Source organism: Archangium sp. (assembly GCF_036277355.1).
Taxonomy (GTDB): Bacteria; Myxococcota; Myxococcia; order Myxococcales; family Myxococcaceae; genus Archangium.
Genome location: NZ_DASUNC010000094.1, coordinates 13,758 through 38,252, shown reverse-complemented (window position 1 = coordinate 38,252; position 24,495 = coordinate 13,758). Strand labels below are relative to the sequence as shown.

Here is a 24,495-nt window from a genome sequence, read left to right as displayed (position 1 = left end):
AAGAGATGAAAGTCGGGGCTAGTCACGGAACGCGGCTCGGTTATCTTGCCGCTCCCCATGTCGCTGACCCCCGCCGAACGCCAGGACAGGTTTCACGCGGCGTTCCTGGGACTCGCCATCGGAGATGCCCTCGGGTTTCCCCTGCGGGGCGTTCCGCCCGCGAGCCTCACACGCCTGCCTGGACTGGCGGAGGACTTCGCGCCTCGGCCGCGGGGGAAGTTCGCCAAGGGCCAGTTCTCGGATGACACGCAGCTGATGCTGGCGGCGGCCGAGAGCGTCATTCGCGAGAACAAGGTGGATGGGCGCAGCGCGGCGGCGCACCTGGCGTGGCTGTGGCAGGAGGGCATCATCCTGCAGCCGCCCAAGCAGCTGGCCGAGGCGCTGCAGAAGCTGGCGCAGGGTACGCCGTGGATGAGCGCGGGCGCGCCGCTGGGGGTGAAGTGCCCCTCGGTGCTCAGCCGCGCGGTGGTGGTGGGCCTCTTCGAGAGCAAGAGCCGGGTGCGCATCCGCCACGACGCGGGCGTGCTGACGGTGCTCACGCACAAGGATCCCACGTGCGCGGCGGCGGCGGCCGCGTTCGCGCAGGCCATTGCCCTGGGGCTGACGACGAGCGAGCCGCTCACGCCCGCGGAGTTCTGCGAGGAGCTGGCGCTGTCGGCGGCGGCGCACGACAAGGAGCTGGCCGAGGAGCTGCGGCACCTGCCCCGGCTGCTGACGTGGGATCCGGCGCGAGCGCTGACGCAGCTGCGCAAGGTGAGCGTGCCGCCCAGCCAGCTCAAGGGCGTGGACGGGCTGCCGCCGCACGTGGTGCCGGTGCTGCTCACCGCGCTGTACGCCACGCTGAAGGTGCCGCACGACTTCCGCCAGGCGGTGGAGCTGGTGCTGCGCTGCGGAGGCGAGGCGGACGTGGCCGCGGCGTGCACGGGAGCCCTGGTGGGCGCGCACCTGGGCACGGCGGCCATTCCGGCGCGGCTGCGCAAGCACGTGCTGTACGCGGAGACGCTGCTGGACACGGCGGACCGCCTCTTCCAGGCGCGGCAGGTGCGCGAGACGCTCGCCACGGCCCTGGCCCAGCAGCACCACCCCAAGCGCCGCCGCTGAGCGGCCGGCACGGAGCCGGGCCCCTGCTTGCCCGCCCGCCCGAGGGGAGGCAGCCGGGCGTTGCCGCGTCCCGGCGTCCAGACTTCCCGCGGAATGTTCCCGCTCCCACCTTCCGCGGGAGAGCGGGACACACCCGGCACCACGGGGGGGCCCGCCGGATGCCCCGGGAGGCGGAGACGTGGAACTCGAGTCGGAGCGTCTGGAGCGAAGGCAACTGGAGTCCTTGTCCACGGCGGAGCTCATCCGCCATGCCATCGAGGAGGCCCGGCTGCTGGCGCGGGCCGAGGTGCTGCACGCCAAGAAGGAGCTGCGGCAGGAGATGAAGGCGGCGCGCACCTCGGGCATCCTCCTGGGAGCCGGAGGCGTGCTGGGGTTGATGGCCCTGGCGGCCCTCCTGGTGGCGCTGGGGCTGGCACTGCCGCTGAGCGAGACGCTCGGCGTGCTGCTGGTGGGCGTCTTCCTGCTGGTGGTGTCGGGTGGCCTGGCGTTCGCGGGCGTCAAGCGGCTGCCGAAGAAGCCCCTGCCCCACACGCAGGAGCGGCTGAAGACGGACCTCGCCCGCACGCGGGAGACACTGCAATGAGCGAGCAGGACAACAAGAGCGGCGGGCACATCACCGCGGGCATGGGCGATCGCGAGCAGGTGGAGAAGACGGCGGACCGGCTGCGCGACGAGCTGCTGCTCACCCTCGAGGAGCTGGATCGGCGCCGCGAGCGGGCCCTGGACGTGAAGTTCCAGGTGCGCAAGGCCGTGGAGAAGAACCGCGACGTGCTCATACAAGCGGGCGGCGTGGCGCTGGGGCTGGCCGTGGTGGGCATGGGCTACTCGTGGTGGCGGGCGCGTCACCGCGAGGAGCTGCTGTGGAAGCATCGCGCGGAGGCGGTGCGGCGCGCCTGGGAGCACCCGGACCGGGTGGCCTCTCGTGCGGAGGATCGGCCCGTGCCCATCGAGCTCGGCCGCAAGCTCGTCTTCATCTTCGTGAGCACGCTGGCCTCGGCCATGGCCCGGCGCGCGGTGCAGTCGTTGCTGCCGCCCGCCGAACAGACACCGGCACCGGAGGGCAGGAAGCGCCTCGGGCTGCGCTTCCTGCAGACTCCGGCCCACGCGTAGCGAGCCGGTACCATGGACCCACGGACGCGGCCCTCTCCGTCACCGGGGAGCGCCGCGTTCTCGTCTTCACATGGATAAGAATTGTTGATTGCGTGGAATGCACGCATAAAGCAGATTCATCCACGCCATGGACCTGCTCTACGCGCGTGCCCAGATGGGACTGTCCCTCGCCTTCCACATCGTCTTCGCGGCGGCGGGAATCGCGCTGCCGCTGCTGATGGTGCTCAGTGACCTGAAGGCCCGGAGGACGGGAGACGCGGACTACGCGGTGCTCAGCCGGAAGCTGGCGAAGGGGACGGCCATCCTCTTCGCGGTGGGCGCGGTGAGCGGCACGGTGCTCTCCTTCGAGCTGGGGCTGTTGTGGCCCGCCTTCATGGGGACCTACGGAGAAGTCATCGGCCTGCCCTTCGCGCTGGAGGGGACGGCCTTCTTCACCGAGGCGGTGTTCCTCGGCATCTACCTGTACGGGCGGGAGCGGATACCGGCGGGGCTGCACCTCTTCTCGGGGGTGATGGTGGCGCTGAGCGGCGCGGCGAGCGCCTTCTTCGTCACGCTGGTGAACGTCTTCATGAACGACCCCTCGGGCTTCACGCTCACGGCGGGCGGGCCGGTGAACGTGGACCCGGTGGCGGCGATGTTCAGCCCGGGCTGGCGGCATCAGACGGCGCACACGCTGCTCGCGTGCTACCAGGCGAGCGCCTTCGCCATGGCGGGCATCCACGCCTTCGTGCTGCTGCGGCACCCGGGGGCGGCCTTCCACCGCAAGGCACTCTCGATAGCACTGCCGCTGGCGTGTCTCTCCGCGCTGGTGCAGCCGCTGGTGGGGCACCAGTCCGCGGAGCACGTGGCGCGCGCGCAGCCGCTGAAGCTGGCCGCGGCGGAGGGCCTCTTCCAGACACAGCGGGGCGCGGGACTGAGCGTGGGCGGGCTGCCGGACATGGAGACGGGCACCCTGCGCTACGCGCTGGAGATTCCCCGGGGGCTGTCCCTCATGGCCTTCATGGATCCGGACGCGGAGGTGAAGGGGCTCGATGCGTTCCCGCGCGACGAGTGGCCGCCGGTGCCCAAGGTGCACGTGGCCTTCCAGGTGATGGTGGGGACGGGGGGCGTGATGGCGTTGCTGTCGGTGGTGACGCTCTTCCTGCGCTGGCGGCGCAAGGCGTGGCCCGAGGACCGGCGGGTGCTGTGGGGGTGGCTGCTGTGCGGGCCGCTCGGGGTGGTGGCGATGGAGGCGGGGTGGCTCGTCACCGAGTGGGGACGCCAGCCGTGGATCATCCGCGGGGTGATGCGCACGGGCGAGGCGGTGACACCGGTGCAGCACCTGGCGGCGCCCTTCTGGACGTTCACGCTCGTCTACCTCTTCCTGGGGGCGATGGTCGTCTTCCTCATGGTGAGACAGGTGGCGGGCACGCTGCCGGGCCACGAGCCGCAGGCGGGGGAGGTGGCCCATGAGCACTGAGCTGTGGCTGGGCGGAGCGCTGGTGGGCGCCTTCGTGCTCTACGCGCTCTTCGGGGGCGCGGACTTCGGGGGCGGCGTGTGGGACCTGCTGGCCTCGGGGCCGCGCAAGGCGGAGCAGCGGGCGCTCATCGCGAAGGCGCTCGGGCCGGTGTGGGAGGTGAACCACGTCTGGCTCATCATCGGCGTCGTCATCCTCTTCTCGGCGTTTCCGAGGGCCTTCGCGGCGCTGTCGGTGGCGCTGCACGTGCCGCTGACGCTGCTGCTGCTGGGCATCGTCTTCCGGGGCACGGCCTTCACCTTCCGCACGTACGACGCGCGCGGGGACGCGGTGCAGCGGCGCTGGGGGCTCGTCTTCAGCGTGGCGAGCGTGCTGTCCCCGGCGCTGCTGGGCATGTGCGTGGGCGCGGTGGTGAGCGGGGACATCCGCGTGCGGGGGCTCGCGGTGGTGAGTGGCTTCTTCTCCGCGTGGCTGTCGCCCTTCGCGCTGGCGGTGGGGGCGCTGGCCCTGTGCCTCTTCGCCTTCCTGGCGGCGGTGTACCTCACCGCGGAGACGCGCGAGTCCGGGCTCCAGGAGGACTTCCGGCGGCGGGCACTGGGCGCGGGCGTGGCGGTGTTCCTGGCGGCCCTGGGGGTGCTGGTGCTCGCTCGGGGAGGCGCGCCGCGGGTGTGGGAGGGGCTGACGGGCTCGCCCTTCGCGCTGGTGCTGCACGCGGCGACGGCGGTGGCGGCGGTGCTGGCCTTCGGGCTGCTGCTCGCGCGGCGCTTCTGGCCGGCGCGTGTGGCGGCGGCGGCGCAGGTGGGCCTCATCGTGGCGGGGTGGGCGGCCTCGCAGTACCCGTACCTCGTGGTGCCGGACTTCACGCTTCAGGGCTCGGCGGCGTCCGTGGCTACACAGCGGGCCCTGCTGGTGGCGCTCGCGGTGGGCGCCGCGCTCATCCTCCCGTCCCTGTTCTTCCTGTTGAGGGTGTTCCAGTCCGCACCGAGGGAGGCCAGCCAGGTCCGAAGAGGTTCCGCGGGAACCCCGCGCTGAATTTCCCCTCTCCCGAGGGGAGAGGGGATAGTGGGGATGCGTCGGGTCAGGCCAGGCGCCGCGCCACCGCGGGCACGAACGTCCTGTCATCGGGTGCGGCTTCCAAAATCTGCGCGGGCCTGCCCACCTCGGGCGTGGGCGCGTCCGCGTCGAGCAGCACGCTCTCGAGCACCTCCCGGAAGCGCTCGCGCAGGGACTCCTCGTACAACACGAAGCGCACCTCGCGCAGCCGGCTGCCGCCCAGCAACAGGTGCCACCTCAACGCCGACGCCTCCGCGCGAGCACTCGCCTCGACGGTGACCCGTCCCGCGCCCGTGCCCAGCGCCGGCACCGCGAGCGAGCTCAGCCCCTCTTCCTCCGCGGTGAGCAGCGCCCGTTGCATGGCCCGGCCGATGCAACTGACCTCCTCCCACGCGCTCACCGCGTGCAGCACCCGCTGGCACGCGAGCCGCCCCGCCCCCGTGGAGATACACGCCCCGAGCGGCTGCTCTCCCCAGTGGTGCGCCTCCTCCTGGATGCTCTCTCCGCCATGGGCTCGCAGGGCCGCCGCGGCCCCACCCGTCATGTTCAACCGGGGCACCGCCGGGCTCACGATACCCTCCACCTGCGCCAGGGCCAGGTCTCCGGTCTCACAGACGATCCGCGTGGATCCGAGCGTCAGCGTGCCGTCCTCCAGGCGCGTGGCGGCGCCCGGCGGACGCGTGGCGTTGGCCAGCCGCTCGAACAAGTGACGCACATGCGTGACATCGGGAAAACGCGCCTCGGGGTGCGGCGCGAGCATGCGCGCCAGCACGTGCTGGAAGTACGCCTCCTCGGGCCCACTGGGGCTCGGGAAGACGGGGTGCGCCTCTCCTCGCAGGCGGGGCTCGATCCCATCGAAGGGCGGCCGTCCATAGCGCAGGTGATAGGCCGTGGCGCCCAGCCCGAACACGTCCGCGCGCCGGTCGAATGCCTCTCCGCGCAGCACCTCGGGAGCCATGTACGGCCCGGTGCCCGAGATCTCCCCTCCGCTCGCTCCGCCCACGCTCTTGGCCACCGCGATGCCGAAGTCCCCCAGCTTCGTTCCCAGCTCCGGCGAGTCCAGGATGTTCGACGGCTTGAGATCCCTGTGCAGGATGCCGGTGAGGTGCGCGGCCGCGAGCCCCTCGGCCACCTGGGCGAGCACCTCGCAGACGAACCACAGCGGCAGCCCGTACCCCAGGGCCCGGCGCCGGCGCACGTCCACCTCGTCCATGTCGATGCCGTCCACGTACTCCTGCACCAGCAGCGGCGTTCCCTGGTGGATGCGCACGTCCGTGGCGCGCACCACGCGGTGGCTGGGCACGCGCGCCATCAGCCGGGCCTCGTTGAGCATGCGCCGGTAGCGCTCCTCGGGGTCCGCCTGGAAGTGGGGCTTGAGCGTCTTGATCACCAGCGGCGACGCCAGCAGCACATGCCGCGCGAGCCACACGTCGCTCATCCCGCCGCCGCCAATACGGCCCCAGATCTCATAATCCCCGATGCGTGCGCCGGACTCGATCATGGTGCGGGCTCCCCTCCTACCCTGGAGACCCCCGGGGGTAAAGCGCCCCTAGTCGCCGCGCTCGGGCGCGATGTAGACGAACCGCTCCGGGACCTGGAGCAGGTAGCCGCTCTCCTCCCGCTCCAGCGTCATCCCCGAGCCGCTCACCAGCTCACGCAGCCGGCACACATTCACCCAGAGCAGGTTGTCGTGGACGGGCGGCTCATAGGACTTGTTCCACGTCTGCTCCACGAGCAGTTCCTTGGGCAGGACATCACCGGGGCGGTTCGCCAGGGTGTAGAGGAGCTTGCGCAGGACGGGCCGCTGCTTGAGCGGGATGACGTGCCCCGGGTAGCGCAGCTCGTGCTTGCGCGCGTCGACGATGACGGGCCCGTCGTCACGCGGCACCTCGGCCCGCATCGCGCGCCCGGGGGCGGTGACGCGCCGGGTGACAGCGAGCACATCGCGGAGGCGCTCCAGCAGCCCCGGGTCCACGGAGGCCGCGCTCGCCTCGGCCTCGGCCCGCTGGCTCGCGTCCCGCTCGGCCTCCGGATGGCCCGCCAGCCGCGCCGCCAGTGACTCCGCCAGTGCCACCATGGCGCGATCCAGCCCGTAGTCCGCGCCGAGCGCCGTCGCGCGCACCGAGTCGATCGCCGCGCGCGCCGCTTCCGTGTCTCCCGCCGCCACGGACAGGAGCGCCGAGAGGGCCCGCGCCCGCGTCACCTCGCCCCGCTTCTCGGGGTGGGGCGCCTCGACACGCTCCTCGCGCAGGCGCACCAGCGGATCCTCGCGCCGGGAACGCTCGACGGCGGCGCACATGCCGAGGATGCCGCGCTCCCGGGCCAGGGCGTCCGTCTCCTTCAGGTGCCGCTCGGCCTCCGCGCACTGCCCCAGGAGCATCAGCTCGCGGCCGATCCACGCGCGCGCCCACAGCTCCCCCAGCAGCTCTCCCGAGCGGTGGAAGGCATTCTCGAGCACCCGCAGCTCGCCCAGCGCCGCCTCGCGCTCTCCGCGATCGTGCAGGACCATCGCGTGCATCGCGTGCCAGGAGATGCGCAGGCGGGGATCCTGCTCGTGGCGCACCAGGGACTCGGCCTGCTTCAGCAACTCCTCGACCCGCTCGAAGCGTCCGGTGCTCGAGAGCAGGCCCGCGTAGAACATGGGCCCGAGCACGCTCGCGCGGAACGTGGGCGGCGCGTCGCGGGACACGGCGCGTGCGCTCTCCATGGCCTCCACGGCCTCGGTGTTGCGCTCGTCGAGCCAGAAGGTGAAGGCGCGCGTGAAGCGCAGGAAGCCCTGGTGCGCCGGCAGGGCCGCCGTGCGCTCGGCGGCGTCGATGAAGGCGCGCGCCTCGTCGCCGAAGCCCTGGTACGTGCGGGTGAGCGCGAACACCGTCCCCGTCCGCATCCGGAGCGCGTCGGTGGCGCGCGGATCCCCCAGCACCGCGCGGGCCTCGCGCTCGGCGGCCACCAGGTCCCCCGTGAGCATCGCCACGTGCGCCAGCGAGGCCTTGATGTCGAGCGGCTCCCGGACCCGGCTCACGTCCAGCCGGAGGAGCTCCTCGTGGGCGCGGCGGACGTTCAGCAGGCGCGCGAGCGTGCGCGCCCGCGCATGGATGATCTCCGGTGTGCGGTGCTCGGGGGGAATGGCCTCGAAGCCCCGGAAGAGCTCGCTCGCCACGCCCAGGCGGATGAACTCCGTGCCGGACTCCAGCAGCAACTGTCCCGCCTCCTCGAAGCGCCCGCAGGCACACAGGTGGCGGCAGCGCTCGCGCACCCGCACCACGGGATCCAGGTCGGCGTTGGCCAGCAGCGTGGCGAGCCGGGCGTGGTTGTCCCGCAGCTCCTCGGGGCTCAGCGAGGCCAGGAGCGCATCCCGGTGGATGTCGTGCAGCATGCAGCGCCCGCTGCCATCCACCTCCAGAATCAGCTGGACGACGAGCCCGCGCAGCGCGGCACGGGCCCGGGGCTCCGGCAGCAGCTGCTCCACCCGCTTCACGTTCATCTCGAACGCCGAGAGCGCGAGCACGGTGGCGACGAGGCGCTGGTCCGGGGTGAGCGTGCGGATGGCGGCGGTGCTCGGGTCCTCCTCGAGCACTCCCCCCGCGTGGGCGCGCCGCAGGTGGAAGGGGTTGCCCCGGCTGCGGGTCCACGCCACCTGGAAGCCGGAGGAGGGGCCGTAGAGCGCGTCGAGGTTCGCCCAGAGGGCCCAGGCGCTCTGCTCGTCGAGCCCGCCCAGCTTCAGCTCGAAGCGGTCCGCGGTGCCCCCGAGCATCGGGACGAGCTCGCGCGAGGTGGCCACCAGCCGTCCGCTCCCCAGCTCCCGGCCCAGCACGTCCACGAGGCGCGTGCGCGAGGCCTCGTCCAGCCGGTGCAGATCATCGAGCACCCAGAGCGTCCCCTGCTCATCCAGCCGCCTGGCCAGGTCCACCAACCGCTCGTCATCATCCCGGGCCTCGGGGACGGCGCCCCGCGCGAGCTGCCGGCGCACGTCATCGACGAGCGCGGCGAGCGGCTCCCCGGGAGACACGCTGGCATAGATGACGGGGCCTCCGCGGCCCTGCGCCAGCGCGTAGACGAGCGTGGATTTGCCAACGCCTCCCACGCCGTACACGAGCGCCACCGGCAGTTGCTCGAGCATCACCTGGAGGCGTCCGAGCTCCGTCTGGCGGCCCACCCAGATGGGCGATGGTGCTGGCACACGTCGATGCATGTGGCGCCGCATCGTGTCATGAGGCCGCCGCCACCGTCCAATCCTCCAGCCGTGGCTCGGCCCCTGATGACAGACATCATTCCCAGACATCCCCAGCATCGCCTTACACGCCCAACATCGCCTTACACGCCTTACAGCGCCTTACGGCTTCCTCCCCCTCTGGATGTCATGTAGTTTGTCCATTCCCCCCCAACCTGTCTCCTCCAGGAGAAATCCCCATGAAGGTTTCCTTCAAGCGCATGGCCGCCACGCTGGCGGCTGCCCTGCTCGGCACGGCCCTGCACCCCGTCGCGGCGCACGCCGGCACCCGCTTCGCCCCGGCCACCACCGACACCGGCCAGGTGTATGACCTGGTCATCGAGTACATGTTCAACAACGGCGATGCCCTGCACTTCGCCGCCGACCCCAATCAAATCCAGCAGGACTTCTTCGAGAGCGCGCCGATCAACAAGCTCTATTACGTCAAGCAGACGAACACGACGTTCTGGGAGCGCTTCGGCATCTCCGACACCGCCATCGCGCTCGAGCGAGACACCACCGCGCCTCCGGGCTCGCCCAACAACTCCTACGACGCCGCTCCGCACGGCAGCCTGTGGATGCCCCGCGCCTGGACGGTGGGCCAGGAGACGTCCTTCAGCACCACCATCAAGTGGTTCGACAAGACGACCTGCCGCTACACCGGCCGGCAGGATCCCTGGGCGTACGGGCGGCACTTCCTGCGCTACCAGGGTCCCATGGCCATGGGAGGCAGCCTCGGCACCATCGACGTCGTCATCATCGACCGGTACCACTGGATCTCCGACGACCCCAACTCGGCCCAGTACTACAACAGCCCCGAGGCCGAGCGCTTCTGGTTCGCCCGCGGCCGCGGCTGGGTGCGCTGGGACTACTTCTCCAACCGCACCACCGGGAAGTGGAACTCCTCCGACCCCACCAGCCTGCTGAGCCCCGGCGCCACCACCACGGTGCTCTTCACCACCAACAGCCCCAACAACAACACCAAGACGCCCAACAAGGTCTGCAACAGCGGCGTCTTCTAGGCCGTGACGCACTGGGTCAACCCCGGGTGGAGGTTCTACTTCCGAGGACTGGCGGCGTTTTCCACCCGGAGTATGAGCGAAAGCGCTTCTGGACCCATCCAGTAGGGCCCGGATTTGGAGTAGCTTCTACGTACTTTCCGGAACCCCAGGAGCCCGAATCCCGATGACGAGCCCCAAGTTCGAGACGCTGGTCGATGTCTTCCTGCAGAGCATTGCCTCCTTTGGCCCTCGGCCGCTCTTCGGCGAGAAGAAGAACGGACAGTGGTCGTGGATGACGTACATCCAGTTCGGCCAGATGGTGGATGACCTGCGGGGAGGCCTGGCCCAGCTGGGGGTGGGGCACGGGGACCGCGTGGCCGTCATCTCCAACAACCGCCACGAGTGGGCGGTGGGTGCCTACGCCTGTTACACGCTGGGTGCCGCCTACGTCCCCATGTACGAGGCCCAGCTGGACAAGGAGTGGGCCTACATCCTCAATGACTGTGGCGCCAAGGTGGTGTTCGCCGCCACCGACTCCATCGCCGCCAAGCTCAAGGCGATCAAGTCGGATCTGCCCAAGGTGGAGCACATCCTCCGCTTCACCGGCAACGCGACCGAGGCGGACACCTTCGCGTGCCTGCTGCGCCGCGGCGCGGATACGCCCAGCCCCGTCACCACGCCCAAGCCCTCGGACCTGGCCGGCCTCATCTATACCTCGGGCACCACCGGCAACCCCAAGGGCGTGATGCTCAGCCACGCCAACCTCGCGCGCAACGTGCAGGCCATGCACGAGCTCTTCCCCATGAACAAGGAGGACCGCTCGCTGTCGTTCCTGCCGTGGGCGCACTCCTTCGGGCAGAACGTGGAGCTCAACGGCCTGTTCTCCATGGGCGCCGCCATGGGCATCGCCGAGGGCGTGGACAAGATCGTCGACAACCTCTCCGAGGTGCAGCCCACGCTGCTCTTCTCGGTGCCGCGCATCTTCAACCGCATCTATGACGGTCTGCAGAAGCGCATGGCCGCGGAGTCGCCCATCAAGCGCATGCTCTTCCACCGCGGCCTCGCGGTGGCCAAGGAGCGCAAGGCCCTGGCCGAGAAGAACCAGAGCAGCACCCTGTTGGACCTGCAGCACGCCTTCTTCGACAAGGTCGTCTTCTCCAAGGTGCGTGCCCGCTTCGGTGGCCGCCTCAAGTACGCCTTCAGCGGCGCCGCCGCCATCTCCCGCGAGGTGGCCGAGTTCATCGACAACCTCGGCATCACCGTCTACGAGGGCTATGGCCTCACCGAGACGTCTCCCATCGCCACCGCCAACTACCCCAACAACCGGAAGATCGGCTCGGTGGGCAAGGCCGTCCCCGGCACGCGCGTCGTCATCGACCGCTCCGAGACGGGCGACCCCAAGCAGGGGGAAATCGTCGTCTACGGCCACAACGTGATGATGGGCTACTACAACCTGCCCGACGAGAACGCCAAGGTCTTCACCGCCGACGGCGGCTTCAAGACCGGTGACATGGGCGTGCTCGATGACGACGGCTACGTGTGGATCACCGGCCGCATCAAGGAGCAGTACAAGCTGGAGAACGGCAAGTACGTGGTGCCGGTGCCCATCGAGCAGGCGCTGCAGCTCTCGCCCTACATCGTCAACGTGATGCTGCACGGGCAGAACAAGCCCTTCAACGTGGCCATCATCGTCCCGGACATGGAGTCGCTGAAGAAGTGGGCCACCGAGAAGGGGCTCGACATCAGCTCCATCCCCGAGCTGCTCAAGCGCGAGGAGGTGCAGCAGCTCTACCGGGAGCAGATCAACCAGTTCTGCAAGGAGGCCAAGGGCTACGAGAAGCCCCAGCGCTTCCTGCTCATCAGCGAGGACTTCACCACCGCCAACGACATGCTGACGCCCTCGCTCAAGCTCAAGCGGCGCAACGTGCTCAACAAGTTCGGCGAGGCGGTGGAGGAGCTGTACCGCGAGGCCGAGAAGAGCGGCGAGCGCGCGGCCTGAGTCCCCTGGCCCGGGAGGGCTCCGGGACCCGGGTGACTTCCCGGGTGCCAGAGCCCTCCGTGCCTCAGGCGGCCTTCGCCAGGAAGGCCGCCACCGACTCGATGGTGGGGTACTGCCGCAGCAGCGTCTCGTCGAGCTCCCGCTGGAGCCAGGTCTCCAGCTCGCCGATGACGCGCAGTTGCTCCATGGAGTCCAGGCCGTAGTGCTGGAAGGGCGCGCGCACGTCGATGTCCGCGGGCGTCAGCTCCAGGAAGCCCGCCACCCGCTCCACCAGCCAGCGCTGGATGTCCTCGGGGCTCCTCGCGCTCACGAGACCGGGCCCTGGCGCAGCCGCGCCGCCATGGCCGCCAGCTCCGGCTGCTCCGCCGGCGTGCCCACGATGGGAGGCAGGTCCGCCATGGAGTCGGTGGGAATCAGGTGCACGTGGGCATGGGGTACCTCGTAACCCAGCACCACCTCCACCACGCGCTCGCACCCCGTGCGCTCCTTGAGCAGCCGCGCCACCGTGCGCACCGCCTGCATCAGCTCCGTGTACCGCTGCGGCTCCAGGTCGAACAGGTAGTCTCCGTCCGCCTTGGGAATCACCAGCGTGTGTCCCGGCCTCACCGGACGGATGTCCAGGAACGCCAGGTGCCGTTCGTCTTCCCAGACCTTGTGACAGGGAATCTCGCCGCGCACGATGCGCGCGAAGATGTTGTTCTCAGCCACTCTGCACTCTCCATTGATTGAAAAGTCGGTGCTCCCTTGCTTACCGGGCAGGTCTACTTTACACACTAAGTATGGACTCTGGGGTGATGCAGCGTACGGCAAGCACTCATCCGGAGGGGTTCACGTTCCTGGCGTGGAGTGGTGTGGGCGTTGGCGTGTTGGCGGAGCGGCGGGAAGACCCCCTCCTTCAATCCTTTCTGTCGCCCGGGGAGCGGGTGTGTCTCGACGAGCGGGTGCTGCCCCAACGGCGGCCGGAGTGGTTGCGCGGGCGTCACGTGTGCAAGCAGGTGGTTCGGGAGCTGCTGGGCCCGGAGCTCATGATGCACCGGGTCGAGGTGCTGCCGGGTCCCCAGGGCGAGCCCCAGCTCCACCTGCCGGAGGGGCCCGGGCCCCTGGACGTGTCGCTCAGTCACGCGCGCACCCTGTCGGTGGCGGCCGTCACGGCTCGCGGGCGGGTGGGGGTGGACGTGGAGCCCCTGGTTCCCGTGGAGGAGCGTCTGTGGCACTTCTTCCTCTCACCCGCGGAGCGGGCCCGCTGCGAGCGGGAGCCGGAGCTGGCCTTGCGGCTGTGGGTCCTCAAGGAGGCGCTCTACAAGGCCCTCCGCCCGCCCCGGCCCCTTCCGCTGCGCTCCCTGGTCCCCGAGTTGGGTGAGGGCGTGCTCCGGCTCGCGCCTCCTTTCGAGGGGGAGCTGTCCTTCACCTTCCTGCCCCTGCGTCATCACCTGCTGGCCGTCGTGCACTCATGAATCCCTCCTCCTCCATCCGTATCCACGGCATCCACTACACGCTGCCCGAGCGGCAGGTCGGCCTCGAGCAGCTCTCGGCGGAAGGGCGGCTCGTCAGCACGCCCGAGACGATGCGTGACTTCGGCTTCGGCGACTGCCGGGTGTCCCATGTGCCGGCCACGCAGCTCGCCTCCACCACCCTCAAGGCGCTGCTGGAGCGCCACGGGGTGGATCCCCTGGAGGTGGGGCTGCTCATCAACGCCAGCGTGCTGCCCACCAGCTCGATGGTGCCGCGCGGGGAGTCCCTCGCCGAGTTCCCCACCGGGGACAACGCGCACCTGGGGTTGTTCCGCTTCTCCAGCACGCGCCTCCAGGACGAGCTGGGTCTGTCCAACGCGCGCACGGTGGGGTTGAGCGAGCTGGGCTGCGTGTCCCTGTCCCATGCGGTGTGGCTGGCCCACGCCGTCATGGAGATGGAGGACCTGAAGTACGCCCTGTGCGTCAACGCGGACGTCTTCCCCGACGGCATCAAGCGCGAGGTCGTCTACAACGTCTGCAGCGACTCGGCGTGCGCGGTGCTGCTGTCGCGCGACCCCGAGGGCCTGCGCCTCAAGACGTACCACACGCTCACCCGCGGCTATTACTGGGATCCGGACGGCCACCAGAACGAGCTGCTCGCCGCCTACTTCCCCACCGGCAAGCGCGTGCTGGAGAAGACCTTCAAGGCCAGCGGCCTGGCGCGTGAGGAGATCAAGCTCCTCATCCCCCACAACGTCAGCCTGCGAAGCTGGGAGATCCTCAGCAAGTTCACCGGCATCCCGCTGGAGAAGATCTACACGGAGAACATCCGCCCCAAGGGCCACTCGGTGGCGGCGGACAATTGGATCAACCTCAAGGACGTCATCGACCGGGGTCTGGTGAAGAAGGGCGACCACGTGATGATGTTCTCCTTCGGGCTCGGCGCCCACTGGGGCTGCAGCATCGTGCAGATCTAGTTCCGCCCGGGTCCACCTCTCTCCCCCCGGAGTCCCCCCAGAGGTCCCCCCCGCATGCATTTGTTTCTCACCGGAGTCACCGGCGCCGTCGGTATGGAGATGGCGCGCTGGATTGTCCGCAACACGCCGAAGGCGCGGGTGTATGCGCTCATTCGTGCCCCCTCGCCCGTGGTGCTCAAGGCGCGCTGGTCGAAGCTGGCGGCGAAGCTGTGGCCCGAGGCCTCGGCACGTCCGCCCGAGGGCCAGTTCATCCCCGTGCTGGGCGACATCTCCCAGCCCGGGCTGGGGCTGTCACCGGAGGACGCGGCGCGGCTGGCCAGCGAGGTGACGCACGTCATCCACTCGGCGGCCAACGTGGAGCTGGATGCGCCCCTGCCGGAGGCGCGCGCGGCCAACGTGGACGGCACGCGCCATGTCTTCGAGGTGGTGCGCTCCTTGCGCCGGCTGGAGCGCGTGGGCTACGTGAGCACCCTCTTCGTGGCGGGCAAGCGCCCGGGCCGCTTCCTGGAGACGGACGAGGTGCACGCGTCGGACTTCGTCAACCCGTACGAGCAGAGCAAGTACGAGGCGGAGCACCTGGTGCGCGGGCTGATGAAGCAGCTGCCCATCGCCATGTACCGGCTGGCCTACCTCATCGGCCGGGATGACGGCGAGGTGACGCGCTACAACTCCATGCACTCGCTCATGCGGCTCTTCTACCAGGGCCACGTGGGTGCCTTCCCGGGCACGCCGGACTCGCGGATGGACCTGTCCTCCAACGACTACGCGGCCGCCGCCCTGCTCACGCTCTTCCTGCAGCACTACCAGCCGGGACGCACCTTCCACATCGGCAATGGCGACGCGGGCCTGCGGCTGCAGGACTTCATCGACACCATGACCGAGGTGTCCGCGGAGACGGAGCGGCGCTGGGCCCAGGGCGTCTTCCTCCCGCCGGACGTGGTGGACGAGGACACCTATACGCTGCTGCGGCGCACGCTGCTGCAGACCCAGAACAAGCAGTCCCACGAGGTCATCCGCCTCGGGGACACCATGTACGGGCACCTGCTGGCCAATCAGATTTTCGACGCCGCGCCCGTGCACGCGTTGCTCGGCGAGCGGGTGAAGCCGCCGCCCGCGAAGCAGTTGCTGCGTGACGTGCTGCGGCACTGCGTGGCCACCGATTGGGGTCGTAACCGCATCTGACGAGGAACGGAATCATGGACAGGAATCAGTTCGAGGAGCGGCTGCTCACCTTCATCCGCAAGCTGTGCGTGGAGAATGGCATCACCGCGGACATCGGCCGGGACACCGCGTTGTTCGAGAACCGGCTCATCAACTCCATGCGCATCATCGACCTGATGGGCTTCATCGAGAGCGAGCTCTCCATCGAGGTGCCCGAGGACAAGTTGACGATGAACTTCTTCCGCACGCCGCGCGTCATCGCCGACACGTTCTGCCCCGCTGGTGGAGAGGCGAAGGCATGAGCGCCCTGACGGTGGACCCGAAGAGCCTGGCCTTCGGCTCCGGGCGCTCGCCCCGGCCCGAGGCCATCGGCCAGTTGATGGAGCGGGGAGATCTGCGCTCCTATGAGAACGGCACGCTGGGCATGTCCGGCCCCGCGCTGTGGCTGTTCCGCTATTTCGAGCGCAAGTTCCTCGAGCTGGCGTTCAGGTACGGTGCCTCCGAGCGCCAGTACCCCACGCTGATGCCCATTTCGGTGATGGAGCGGACGGACTACTTCAAGTCCTTTCCGCACCACGCCACCTTCGCCATGTGCCTGGACCGGGACAGCACGTCCCTGCGCCAGTTCGTGGACGCGGTGAAGGGCGGCGAGCGCGTGGAGGAGGGGGCGGCCTCGCGGGTGCGCTCGGCGGGCGCGGTGCTGTCCGGCGCCGTCTGCTACCACTGCTACGCGGAGCTGCAGGGCCGCCCCATCACCGGCGAGCCCCTGGTGCTCACCACCCAGGGCCGGTGCTTCCGCTACGAGCACGGGGAGTTCGCCCCGCTGCGCCGGCAGTGGGAGTTCACCATGCGGGAGATCGTCCTGCTGGGGCCCGAGGCCCCCATCGCCAGCATGCGCGAGAAGCTGCTGCTGGAGGTGGTGCAGTTCGCCAAGGCGCACGGCCTCACCGGGCGCATCGACGTGGCGTCCGACCCGTTCTTCGGAGCGGTGGAGGGCCGGGCGCGCACGCTGCTGCAGCGGGCCCAGTCGCTCAAGTACGAGCTGCTGGTGGACGTCACCGGGCAGAAGGGCGGGGACCTGGCCATCGCGTCCTTCAACCTGCACGGGGACTCGTTCTCCCGCACCTTCGGTCTCAGCCTGCCGGACGGCCAGCAGGCCAGCACGGGCTGTATCGCCTTTGGCCTGGAGCGCTGGGTAGCCGCCTTCACCGCGTACCACGGGGTGGACCCCTCCGCGTGGCGCGAGGTGATTCCCGCCTCGGAGTTCGCACCCACACCGGATCGAGGAGCCCTATGACGACGGAGACGACGGAGCGCTACTACTACGACTTCTTCGGCGCCAAGTCGGAGTCGCGTTGGAACGTGGAGAAGGACATCCCCTGGGGGGAGATCGACCGGGAGGCCGCGCTGAGCCAGCCGGACATCCTGGACAAGGTGCGGCGCACGGCGCTCATCGAGTCCTATCACGCCCTGGGCACCGTCTCGCTCATCAAGCTGCTCCACGAGGACGTGGACGCCACCTCGGTGTTCCAGGTGGAGTGCTTCGAGGGCTTCCGGCACTTCTGGAGCCTGCGGCGCTACCTGGACCTGGTGGGCTTCGCGCCGCGCATCACCGACGAGGAGCTGGTGGAGATCCGCCGGCGCAACATCGAGCACGTCAACTACAAGCCCGAGGACACCGTCCAGGAGCTGGTGAACTTCATCTGGTCCGAGCACGCGGCGGGCTACTTCGCCCGGCAGCTCGGCGCGCAGTGCAAGGACAAGGTGCTGGCGAAGCTGCTGGGGTTCATCTCCGTGGACGAGTTCCGCCACGCGGAAGGCGGCTACCAGATTCTCACCAAGCTGCTGGAGCGCCAGCCGGAGCTCAAGCCCGAGGTGCTGCGCGCGGCGAGCAACTTCAAGCACTACGGCTGGCACGTGTGCGAGCTGCCGGTGGCGGTGGAGAACGACTTCACCACCGTGCTGCAGATGAAGCGCAAGTTCGAGAAGGTGTGCGGGGCCCGCATCGTGAGCTGGCGCGAGGGCTGGTCCAATGGCTGAGGCCGCCCGGAAGCTGGTTCCCGAGGAGCAGGAGCCCGCCTCGCCCGTGGGGAACAAGGCGGGGTGGGTGCTGCGGGAGCCCACCTTCGGATGGGCCACCGCGGAGGGGACGCCGAAGGAGCCCACGGTGGGCGAGGCGTTGCGCGAGTGGTGGGACGCGATGAACGTCTTCGCCGACGTGCGGCGCCTGCCGGCGGCGCTGCACGTGGCCTTCCACCTGGCGACGCTGGGCTGTCTGGTGGCCTGGGCGGGCTGGCACCTGTCGGTGAGGAGCGCCCTGTACTTCTCCGTGTCCGCCTTCTTCCTGGCCACGGTGACGCACACGGCGTGGCTGCACCGCTACTGCTCGCACAAGGCCTTCGACTTCCGCTCCCCCTGGCTGGCGCGCGTCTTCCTGTGGCTCAACGGCATGACCATCCGCGAGGACACGTATGCGATTCCCCACCGGGTGCACCACCAGCGCTCGGACAGGGTGGGGGACCCGTATGGCCCCCACCTGGGGCGGCTCGCCAGCTACCTGGCCATCGAGTCGGTGACGAAGTTCAACACCGACATGACTCCGGAGCAGTACGAGCACGTGGCGAAGACGGTGAGCCACATCGGCTTCCCCATCAGCACGTACGAGCAGTTCCGGCGCACGGGCACGGTGGAGCACGCCGGACACATGGCGGTGCGGATGGTCTTCGCGCAGGTGTTCTGGAGCGCGGTGGCCTACGCGGTGGGCGGCGTGCCGTGCGTGCTGGCCTGGTACGCGGCGATCTCCGTCGTCATCCTCCTCGTGCGCGACTTCAACTACGTCGGCCACGGTGGCCGGCGGCCACGGGCGAAGATCGAAGGCTGGGAGTTCGACGAGCGGACCCTGGCCCTCAACCAGGTCTTCTACGGCGTCTTCGCCTCCGAGTGGCACAACAACCACCACAAGTTCCCCCGCTCGGCCAACCTGCGGCTCGTTCCCTCGCAGGTGGACATGTCCTTCCTCTTCATCCGCCTGCTGCACATGCTGGGCGTGGTCACCTCCTACGTGGACGCGGTGCCTCGCTTCCGGCAGCAGCTCGCCACTGGCAAGGCGGTGCGCCCCATCGCGGGAGACGAGGAGTTCGCCAACGCCACCGGCATCGCGGATGGCAATGACGGCACTCCGCTCCCCCAGCGTCACTGATCCACCACTCCCTCTCCCTCTGGGAGAGGGTTGGGGTGAGGGTCTTCACCCGGGCGACGACCCTCACCCCCCGCCCTCTCCCAGAGGGAGAGGGTGCATGCGTCACCCCCTATCCCCCCCCGACCTGGAGCACCCCCCATGGCTTCTGACTGCATCTCGGGCGCGACCTCGCTCGCCCACATCCTTCACCGCCGCGCCGAGCGTCATCCCGAGCGCAGGGCCCTCACCTTCATTGCCCGCGGCACCGAGGAGCGCAAGGCGTACTCCTTCGCCGGGCTGGATGAGCGGGCCCGCACCATCGCCGCGTTGCTCGAGTCCCATGGCGTGCGGGGCGAGCGCGCCCTGCTGCTCTACCCCCAGGGCGCCGAGTTCGTGGAGGCCTTCCTGGGCTGCCTCTACGCGGGCACGGTGGCGGTGCCGGCCTATCCGCCGGACCCCACCCGCCTGGAGCGCACCCTGGGCCGGTTGCTCGGCATCATCGCGGATTGCCGTCCCAAGGTGGTGCTGTCCACCGCGGAGATCTGCGCCATGGCGGCCGCCTTCGCCGAGCAGGTGCCCGGGCTGGGCGAGCTGACGTGGCTGGCCACCGACCAGCAGGACCTGGGCGTGACGCCGCTGGCGTCTCCGGCCGGCGCCCGGAGCGAGCAGCTCGCCTTCCTCCAGTACACCTCGGGCTCCACCTCGTCGCCCAAGGGGGTGATGGTGAGCCATGGCAACCTGCTGGCGAACCTCGCGCACATCGGCGGCAGCGTGAAGCTGGGCGAGGACTCGTGCTCGGTGACGTGGCTGCCGTCCTTCCACGACATGGGGCTGGTGGACGGACTGATGGAGGGCTTCTACTCGGGCTACCCGGTGTACCTGATGTCCCCGGCGGACTTCCTCAAGCACCCGCTGCGCTGGCTGCAGGCGGTGACGGCCTTCAAGGTGACGCACTCGGGCGGGCCCAACTTCGGCTACGAGCTGTGCGTGCGCAAGGCGACGCCGGAGGCCCTGGCCGCGTTGGACCTGTCCTCGTGGCGCAGCGCGTACTGTGGCGCCGAGCCGGTGCGCGCGGGCACCATGCGGCGCTTCCTCGAGACGTTCTCTCCCCGGGGCTTCTCCCCCTCGGCGCTCTTCCCGGTGTTCGGCCTGGCGGAGGTGACGCTCAAGGCCCCGGGCCCGCAGGGGCGCGGCCTGGTGACGCTGGGCGTGGACAAGGAGGCCCTCAAGGAGGACCGCGTGGTGCCGCTGCCCGTGGGGGATGCCAATGCCGCGGAGCTCGTCTGCTGTGGAGAGTCCGAGGAGGGCTACGGCCTGGCCATCGTGGAGCCGGAGTCCCGCGAGCGCTTGCCGGACGGCCGCGTGGGGGAGATCTGGGTGTACGGCCCGAGTGTGGCGCAGGGGTACTGGCGCAAGCCGGAGCTGTCCGAGGAGACGTTCCGCGCGCGCATCCGCGGGGACGACTCGCGCACCTGGCTGCGCACGGGGGACCTGGGCTTCATGAAGGACGGGCTGCTGTACATCACCGGCCGCAGGAAGGACCTCATCATCATCGGCGGGCAGAACCACTATCCGCAGGACATCGAGTGGACGGTGGAGGCGGCGCTGCCGGCGGTGAGGCCGGGGTGCGGCGCGGCCTTCTCGGTGGAGGTGGAGGGCGAGGAGCGGCTGGTGGTGGTGGCCGAGGTGGACACGCGGCAACCGCAGGGGGGCGCGCCGCTGGAGCTCCCAGCGGCGGCGGCCACGGTGCGCCAGGCCATCAACGAGGCCTACCAGCTGCGGGTGCACGAGGTGGTGTTCCTCAAGCCGGGCAGCGTGCCCAAGACGTCCAGCGGGAAGATTCAGCGGCAGGCGGCGAAGCGTGCGTACCTGGAGCGCGGCCTGCAGGTGGTGACGGAGGAGCAGGCGGCATGAAGGTCGCCATCGTCGGGGGCGGTATCGCGGGGATGGGCGCCGCCTACAGCCTGCACCGCCAGCACGATGTGACGCTCTTCGAGGAGGCGCCCACGCTGGGCGGCCATGCGTACACCGCGGAGGTGACGCGCGGGGGCCGCCCGGTGCCAGTGGACATCGGCTTCCTCATCTACCACCCGTGGGTGTACCCGAACCTGTCGGCGCTCTTCCGGAAGCTGGGCGTGGAGACGCAGCCGCTGCGGCCGGGTCTCGAGCTGTCCATCCACTTCCAGGGGGGCCACTGGCGCACGGGGCGGGACTCGGCGTTCTGGGCGTCCGTGCGGCACGAGGTGGACCGCTTCCAGCTCGCGGTGCCGGAGATCGTCTCCAACCCGAAGAAGTACATGCCCCTGACGGTGGAGCAGTACCTGGACCAGGAAGGATACTCGGAGGACTTCAAGTACAAGGTGGTGGCGCCGCTGCTGTCGGTGCTCTTCGTCACGCGCATCGGCCTGCTCCAGATGTCGATGTTCATGGTGGCGGCCACCTTCGGGCCGGTGAGCGGCTACGCGCTGGAGGGGCCCACGCCGTGGCGCACGGTGAAGCAGGGCTCGCGCGAGTACGTGCGCCGGCTGTCCGCGGCTTTCGCCTCGAGTGTGCGCACGGGCTGTGGCGTGCGCTCCATCCGCCGCGAGCGGGACGGGGTGACGGTGACGAGCGCGGACGGCGGGGTGCACCGGTTCGATCAGGTGGTGCTGGCCACGGAGGCGGGCACGGCGTTGAAACTGCTGGAGGACCCGAGCCCGGACGAGGCCGTGTTGCTGGGCGAGGTGGAGTACGAGCCGGCGAGCATCGTGCTGCACACGGACCCTCGGGTGATGCCGGAGGACCGGAGCCTGTGGGCGGCGTACACGTACGTGACGCCCGAGGCGCGAGGGCCCTTCACGCGGGCGCACTACAACTACTACCTGCCGGTGTTGCAGGACTGGGTGGGGGAGGACCTGTTCGCCACGTGCAATCCGCCCGAGGGGTTGCTCGACCCGGCGAAAGTGGTGAAGACGATGCGCTGGCAGCACCTGGTGTGTGACGGGATGCATCCGGTGCGTTCGGCGGAGCTGCACCGCATCCAGGGCAAGCGGCGGACGTACTTCTGCGGAGAGTACGTGGGGTTCATCTCGGGGCACGAGATGGCGTTCACGTCGGGGCTGGCGGTGGGCAGGGCGCTGGGAGGGGAGTTCCCGTTCGAGGACAGCGAGTTCGCGCGGCGGAGCTTCTACGACCTGGCGGTGCACCACATGAAGGTGGTGAGGCCGGAGGACGCGCCGGTGGAGGGAGCACCCACGTGGTGGCCGCCGCCGATGGCGCGGGTGCAGTCCGAGGTGCTGCGCGGACTGGTGGAGGACGAGGTGCGGCGGAGGATGAGGGCGGTGCTGCCACTGCCGGAGATGCTGCGTCCACTGGAGCAGGCGGTGGCGGGCGCGGTGGCCGGGCGCGTCTCGCTCTACGACGAGCTGCGCAAGCAGAAGACGCAGGGAACCTGAGCGCGGGCACGTTGGAGCCGCGGAGGTGAACCCGGCACCCTCACCCCGACCCTCTCCCGAGGGGAGAGGGAGAGGGGGCGAGGGTGGGGGACGGGGGCGGGGGCCCCGGGCTGGGGTCTACTTCGCGGCCGGGGCGGTGACCTTGCCGTCCACCGGCTTGTACTTCATGCCCAGCTCGTTGAAGAGGAACGAGTAGACGTCCACCAGCTCCTCGATCTTCTCGCCCAGCGGCGTGCCCATGCCGTGGCCCATGTTGTTGGTGCGCAGCAGCACCGGCCGCTTCGAGCCCGTGGCCTCCTGCATCCGCGCCACCATCTTCCTCGAGTGGAATGGATCCACGCGCGGATCATTCTCCCCCGAGGTGAAGAGCACCGAGGGGTACTTCACCCCGTTCTTCACATGGTGGTACGGCGAATAGCCATACATCGCCTGGAACTGCTCGGGGTTCTTCACCGTGCCGTACTCGGGGATGTTGAACTGGCCGTTGGGCGTGAGCTCCACGCGCAGCATGTCGTAGATGCCCACGTGCGCGAGCACCGTGCGGTACATCTCCGGGTGCTGCGTGAGCGCCGCGCCCATCAGCAGGCCACCGTTGCTGCCGCCCTGGATGGCCAGGCGCTCGGGCTTCGTCCACTTCTGGTCCACCAGCAGCTTCGCGCACGCGTAGAAGTCGTCGAAGACGTTCTGCTTCTTCGTCAGCGAGCCGTGGGTGTGCCACTCCTCGCCGAACTCCGCGCCGCCGCGCAGGTTGGCGATGGCCACCACGCCGCCCTGCTCGATGAAGGCGAAGTTCATCGGGCTGAAGCCCGGCGACAGCGAGATGTTGAAGCCGCCGTACCCCGTGAGCAGGGTGGGGTTGTTGCCGTTCAGCTTCGTGCCCTGGGCGTGCAGGATGTTGAGCGGCACCTGGGTGCCGTCCTTCGAGGTGCACATCACCCGGTCCACCACCACGTTGCGGGTGTCCACGGGCGAGGTGCGGCCCAGCCCCGTCTTCGCCAGCTTCCCGTCCTTCGCCGAGTAGCGGTACACGGCGGAGGCCTCGGTGTAGCTGCTGGTGCCGAACAGCAGGTCATCCCCGCCCAGGTACACCGTGCCGCCCACGGAGGAGACGGGCGGGGTGGGCACCACGCCAACCTCCTTGCCGTCCAGGCCCAAAATGCGCATCCGCGTGGGGCCGCCGAGCTGCTCCACCACGTAGAGCCGGGTGGCCGTGGGGCGCACGCCCACGAGGGAGGCCTCGCCCTCGGGAACGAGGACCGTGGCCTTGTCCTGCGCGGGCGTGGCGAGCGGGATGCTCAGCAGCTTGCCGCGCGGCGCGTCCTTGCGCGCCAGCACGTACAGCACCTCCTTGCCGAACGTCGCGTCGGTGAGCTTGTCCTCGAACTTCGACAGCTGCGTCCAGGTGCCCTGCGGCCCGCGCAGGTAGAGCGCGTACTCGCCACCGTCGCCGTTGCCCAGGATGGCCAGCACGTGCTTGCCGTCCTCGGACGTCTCGAGCTGGTAGTTGGCGATGCGCGGCGCGTCCTTGCCCAGCTCGTAGGTGTCCTGGTCCGTGGGCGTGCCGAGCTTGTGGAAGTACACCTGCTGGTAGAAGTCCCGGTCCTCGGCCGGACGCTCCTCGCCGCGCGGGTAGCGCGTGTAGAAGAAGCCCGTGCCGTCTCCGTTCCACGTGAGGCCGCCGCCCGCCGTGCCGCCGTTCACCCGCGGCACCACCTCGCCGGGCAGCGCCTTGCCGGTGGCCACGTCGTACACGGTGACGTCACCGCTCTCCGTGCCATCCTTCGACAGCGACACCGCCACCTTCTTCCCGTCCAGCGAGGGCACGAAGAAGTCGATGGTGGTGTGGCCGCTCGGATCCAACTCCATCGGGTCCACCAGCACGCGGGCGGTGGAGGTGTCGTCCACCGAGGGCAGCACCACCAGCATGGACTGCTGCCGGGGCGGCTGGAACTTCAGGGCGAACATCACGCCACCGCGCTGCACCATTCCAAAGTGGGCGGCCGACTTGTGGGTGAGCAGCGAGGTGATGCGCGCGCGGATGGCGTCGCGCGAGGGCAGCTTGTCCAGCACCGCGCGCATGTGCGCCGTCTGCCCGTCCACCCACTTGCGGACCTCGGGGTCGTCGCTCTTCTCCATCCACTGGTACGGGTCGTCCACCTTCGTGCCGTGGTAGGTGTCCGCCACGGCCTTCTTCGTGGCCACGGGCGCCGGAGGCACGGCCCCCTTGGCTCCGGCCAGCGACGTGAGCGGCAGCATCAGCGACAGCGCGGCGATGGCCGGCTTGAGGCGTTGTTGCATCGAGTCCCTCGGGTTGGTTGAGGGCCCGTAGCCTGCCACGCGCCGCCGCCGTCCGCTCGTCTCCG

Annotated in this window: 21 protein-coding genes; 16 read left to right on the top strand and 5 right to left on the bottom strand. The window is 69.8% G+C overall.

All coding sequences use genetic code 11. The annotated features are described in order from the left end of the window. The first annotated feature begins 57 nt into the window (after positions 1–57). The 5 genes from VFZ09_RS24470 to VFZ09_RS24450 all read left to right on the top strand — a co-directional run bounded on the left by VFZ09_RS24470 (position 58) and on the right by VFZ09_RS24450 (position 4,700). A complete protein-coding gene (locus VFZ09_RS24470; protein WP_329730060.1) occupies positions 58–1,101 on the top strand; it encodes an ADP-ribosylglycohydrolase family protein in 1,044 nt (347 codons plus the stop codon). 178 nt (positions 1,102–1,279) lie between these two features. Further along, positions 1,280–1,684, top strand: coding sequence for a phage holin family protein (locus tag VFZ09_RS24465; RefSeq protein WP_329730059.1), 405 nt, complete (start codon positions 1,280–1,282; stop codon positions 1,682–1,684). Beyond that, entirely contained in the window at positions 1,681–2,211 is a 531-nt protein-coding gene (locus VFZ09_RS24460) for a hypothetical protein (protein WP_329730058.1), read from the top strand. The genes VFZ09_RS24465 and VFZ09_RS24460 overlap by 4 nt, the downstream gene beginning before the upstream one ends. Positions 2,212–2,338: 127 nt before the next feature. Further along, positions 2,339–3,670, top strand: coding sequence for a cytochrome ubiquinol oxidase subunit I (locus tag VFZ09_RS24455; RefSeq protein WP_329730057.1), 1,332 nt, complete (start codon positions 2,339–2,341; stop codon positions 3,668–3,670). Then, the gene (locus VFZ09_RS24450) at positions 3,660–4,700 is read left to right on the top strand and encodes a cytochrome d ubiquinol oxidase subunit II (protein WP_329730056.1); all 1,041 of its coding nucleotides are present in this window, start codon (positions 3,660–3,662) and stop codon (positions 4,698–4,700) included. Before VFZ09_RS24455 ends, VFZ09_RS24450 begins: the two co-directional genes overlap by 11 nt. Positions 4,701–4,746: 46 nt before the next feature. Here the strand turns inward: VFZ09_RS24450 and VFZ09_RS24445 are convergent, their stop codons facing one another. Next, positions 4,747–6,222 carry a serine/threonine-protein kinase gene (locus tag VFZ09_RS24445; RefSeq protein ID WP_329730055.1) on the bottom strand — a complete coding sequence of 492 codons (1,476 nt, stop codon included), beginning with the start codon at positions 6,220–6,222 and terminating at the stop codon, positions 4,747–4,749. A 48-nt stretch (positions 6,223–6,270) separates the two neighbouring features. Next, positions 6,271–8,913: an AAA family ATPase gene (locus VFZ09_RS24440; protein WP_329730054.1), complete on the bottom strand. Its 2,643-nt coding sequence runs from the start codon at positions 8,911–8,913 to the stop codon at positions 6,271–6,273. Positions 8,914–9,131: 218 nt separating this feature from the next. Between VFZ09_RS24440 and VFZ09_RS24435 the strand changes: the two genes are divergently transcribed. After that, entirely contained in the window at positions 9,132–9,953 is an 822-nt protein-coding gene (locus tag VFZ09_RS24435; RefSeq protein WP_329730053.1) for a hypothetical protein, read from the top strand. 163 nt (positions 9,954–10,116) lie between these two features. After that, entirely contained in the window at positions 10,117–11,931 is a 1,815-nt protein-coding gene (locus VFZ09_RS24430) for a long-chain fatty acid--CoA ligase (protein WP_329730052.1), read from the top strand. Between the two features lie 64 nt (positions 11,932–11,995). Here VFZ09_RS24430 and VFZ09_RS24425 read toward each other — a convergent pair whose 3' ends face one another. Together VFZ09_RS24425 and VFZ09_RS24420 are read right to left on the bottom strand one after the other, a co-directional pair. Beyond that, positions 11,996–12,241, bottom strand: a complete 246-nt coding sequence (locus tag VFZ09_RS24425) for an acyl carrier protein (RefSeq protein WP_329730051.1) — start codon at positions 12,239–12,241, stop codon at positions 11,996–11,998. Beyond that, positions 12,238–12,639: an HIT family protein gene (locus tag VFZ09_RS24420; RefSeq protein WP_329730050.1), complete on the bottom strand. Its 402-nt coding sequence runs from the start codon at positions 12,637–12,639 to the stop codon at positions 12,238–12,240. The genes VFZ09_RS24425 and VFZ09_RS24420 overlap by 4 nt, the downstream gene beginning before the upstream one ends. An 86-nt stretch (positions 12,640–12,725) precedes the next feature. Between VFZ09_RS24420 and VFZ09_RS24415 the strand changes: the two genes are divergently transcribed. From VFZ09_RS24415 to VFZ09_RS24375, 9 genes are all read left to right on the top strand, one after another. Further along, positions 12,726–13,385: a 4'-phosphopantetheinyl transferase family protein gene (locus tag VFZ09_RS24415; RefSeq protein ID WP_329730049.1), complete on the top strand. Its 660-nt coding sequence runs from the start codon at positions 12,726–12,728 to the stop codon at positions 13,383–13,385. Further along, on the top strand, positions 13,382–14,359 hold the full coding sequence (locus VFZ09_RS24410; RefSeq protein WP_329730048.1) for a 3-oxoacyl-ACP synthase III family protein: 978 nt from the start codon (positions 13,382–13,384) through the stop codon (positions 14,357–14,359). Before VFZ09_RS24415 ends, VFZ09_RS24410 begins: the two co-directional genes overlap by 4 nt. Positions 14,360–14,413: 54 nt before the next feature. After that, positions 14,414–15,541: an SDR family oxidoreductase gene (locus VFZ09_RS24405; protein ID WP_329730047.1), complete on the top strand. Its 1,128-nt coding sequence runs from the start codon at positions 14,414–14,416 to the stop codon at positions 15,539–15,541. Between the two features lie 14 nt (positions 15,542–15,555). After that, a complete protein-coding gene (locus VFZ09_RS24400; protein ID WP_329730046.1) occupies positions 15,556–15,822 on the top strand; it encodes a hypothetical protein in 267 nt (88 codons plus the stop codon). Beyond that, positions 15,819–16,817: a hypothetical protein gene (locus VFZ09_RS24395; RefSeq protein ID WP_329730045.1), complete on the top strand. Its 999-nt coding sequence runs from the start codon at positions 15,819–15,821 to the stop codon at positions 16,815–16,817. Before VFZ09_RS24400 ends, VFZ09_RS24395 begins: the two co-directional genes overlap by 4 nt. Then, on the top strand, positions 16,814–17,560 hold the full coding sequence (locus tag VFZ09_RS24390) for a hypothetical protein (RefSeq protein WP_329730044.1): 747 nt from the start codon (positions 16,814–16,816) through the stop codon (positions 17,558–17,560). The genes VFZ09_RS24395 and VFZ09_RS24390 overlap by 4 nt, the downstream gene beginning before the upstream one ends. Continuing rightward, positions 17,553–18,719, top strand: coding sequence for a hypothetical protein (locus tag VFZ09_RS24385; protein ID WP_329730043.1), 1,167 nt, complete (start codon positions 17,553–17,555; stop codon positions 18,717–18,719). The genes VFZ09_RS24390 and VFZ09_RS24385 overlap by 8 nt, the downstream gene beginning before the upstream one ends. Positions 18,720–18,857: 138 nt before the next feature. Further along, complete coding sequence (locus tag VFZ09_RS24380) at positions 18,858–20,612, top strand: fatty acyl-AMP ligase (protein ID WP_329730042.1); 1,755 nt, start codon at positions 18,858–18,860, stop codon at positions 20,610–20,612. Further along, positions 20,609–22,132, top strand: a complete 1,524-nt coding sequence (locus tag VFZ09_RS24375) for an FAD-dependent oxidoreductase (protein WP_329730041.1) — start codon at positions 20,609–20,611, stop codon at positions 22,130–22,132. The genes VFZ09_RS24380 and VFZ09_RS24375 overlap by 4 nt, the downstream gene beginning before the upstream one ends. 117 nt (positions 22,133–22,249) lie before the next feature. On the opposite strand, the gene VFZ09_RS24370 is transcribed toward VFZ09_RS24375, so the two are convergent. Beyond that, positions 22,250–24,430, bottom strand: a complete 2,181-nt coding sequence (locus tag VFZ09_RS24370; protein ID WP_329730040.1) for a prolyl oligopeptidase family serine peptidase — start codon at positions 24,428–24,430, stop codon at positions 22,250–22,252. Positions 24,431–24,495 lie beyond the last annotated feature (65 nt).

Bases quoted from the DNA above. Each gene is read 5' to 3' on its own strand.
- VFZ09_RS24450 (WP_329730056.1), top strand. From the start codon at position 3,660: ATGAGCACTGAGCTGTGGCTGGGCGGAGCGCTGGTGGGCGCCTTCGTG.
- VFZ09_RS24470 (WP_329730060.1), top strand. From the start codon at position 58: ATGTCGCTGACCCCCGCCGAACGCCAGGACAGGTTTCACGCGGCGTTC.
- VFZ09_RS24395 (WP_329730045.1), top strand. From the start codon at position 15,819: ATGAGCGCCCTGACGGTGGACCCGAAGAGCCTGGCCTTCGGCTCCGGG.
- VFZ09_RS24400 (WP_329730046.1), top strand. From the start codon at position 15,556: ATGGACAGGAATCAGTTCGAGGAGCGGCTGCTCACCTTCATCCGCAAG.
- VFZ09_RS24445 (WP_329730055.1), bottom strand. From the start codon at position 6,222: ATGATCGAGTCCGGCGCACGCATCGGGGATTATGAGATCTGGGGCCGT.
- VFZ09_RS24370 (WP_329730040.1), bottom strand. From the start codon at position 24,430: ATGCAACAACGCCTCAAGCCGGCCATCGCCGCGCTGTCGCTGATGCTG.
- VFZ09_RS24440 (WP_329730054.1), bottom strand. From the start codon at position 8,913: ATGCATCGACGTGTGCCAGCACCATCGCCCATCTGGGTGGGCCGCCAG.
- VFZ09_RS24435 (WP_329730053.1), top strand. From the start codon at position 9,132: ATGAAGGTTTCCTTCAAGCGCATGGCCGCCACGCTGGCGGCTGCCCTG.
- VFZ09_RS24460 (WP_329730058.1), top strand. From the start codon at position 1,681: ATGAGCGAGCAGGACAACAAGAGCGGCGGGCACATCACCGCGGGCATG.
- VFZ09_RS24380 (WP_329730042.1), top strand. From the start codon at position 18,858: ATGGCTTCTGACTGCATCTCGGGCGCGACCTCGCTCGCCCACATCCTT.
- VFZ09_RS24410 (WP_329730048.1), top strand. From the start codon at position 13,382: ATGAATCCCTCCTCCTCCATCCGTATCCACGGCATCCACTACACGCTG.
- VFZ09_RS24390 (WP_329730044.1), top strand. From the start codon at position 16,814: ATGACGACGGAGACGACGGAGCGCTACTACTACGACTTCTTCGGCGCC.
- VFZ09_RS24375 (WP_329730041.1), top strand. From the start codon at position 20,609: ATGAAGGTCGCCATCGTCGGGGGCGGTATCGCGGGGATGGGCGCCGCC.
- VFZ09_RS24385 (WP_329730043.1), top strand. From the start codon at position 17,553: ATGGCTGAGGCCGCCCGGAAGCTGGTTCCCGAGGAGCAGGAGCCCGCC.
- VFZ09_RS24455 (WP_329730057.1), top strand. From the start codon at position 2,339: ATGGACCTGCTCTACGCGCGTGCCCAGATGGGACTGTCCCTCGCCTTC.
- VFZ09_RS24430 (WP_329730052.1), top strand. From the start codon at position 10,117: ATGACGAGCCCCAAGTTCGAGACGCTGGTCGATGTCTTCCTGCAGAGC.
- VFZ09_RS24415 (WP_329730049.1), top strand. From the start codon at position 12,726: ATGCAGCGTACGGCAAGCACTCATCCGGAGGGGTTCACGTTCCTGGCG.
- VFZ09_RS24405 (WP_329730047.1), top strand. From the start codon at position 14,414: ATGCATTTGTTTCTCACCGGAGTCACCGGCGCCGTCGGTATGGAGATG.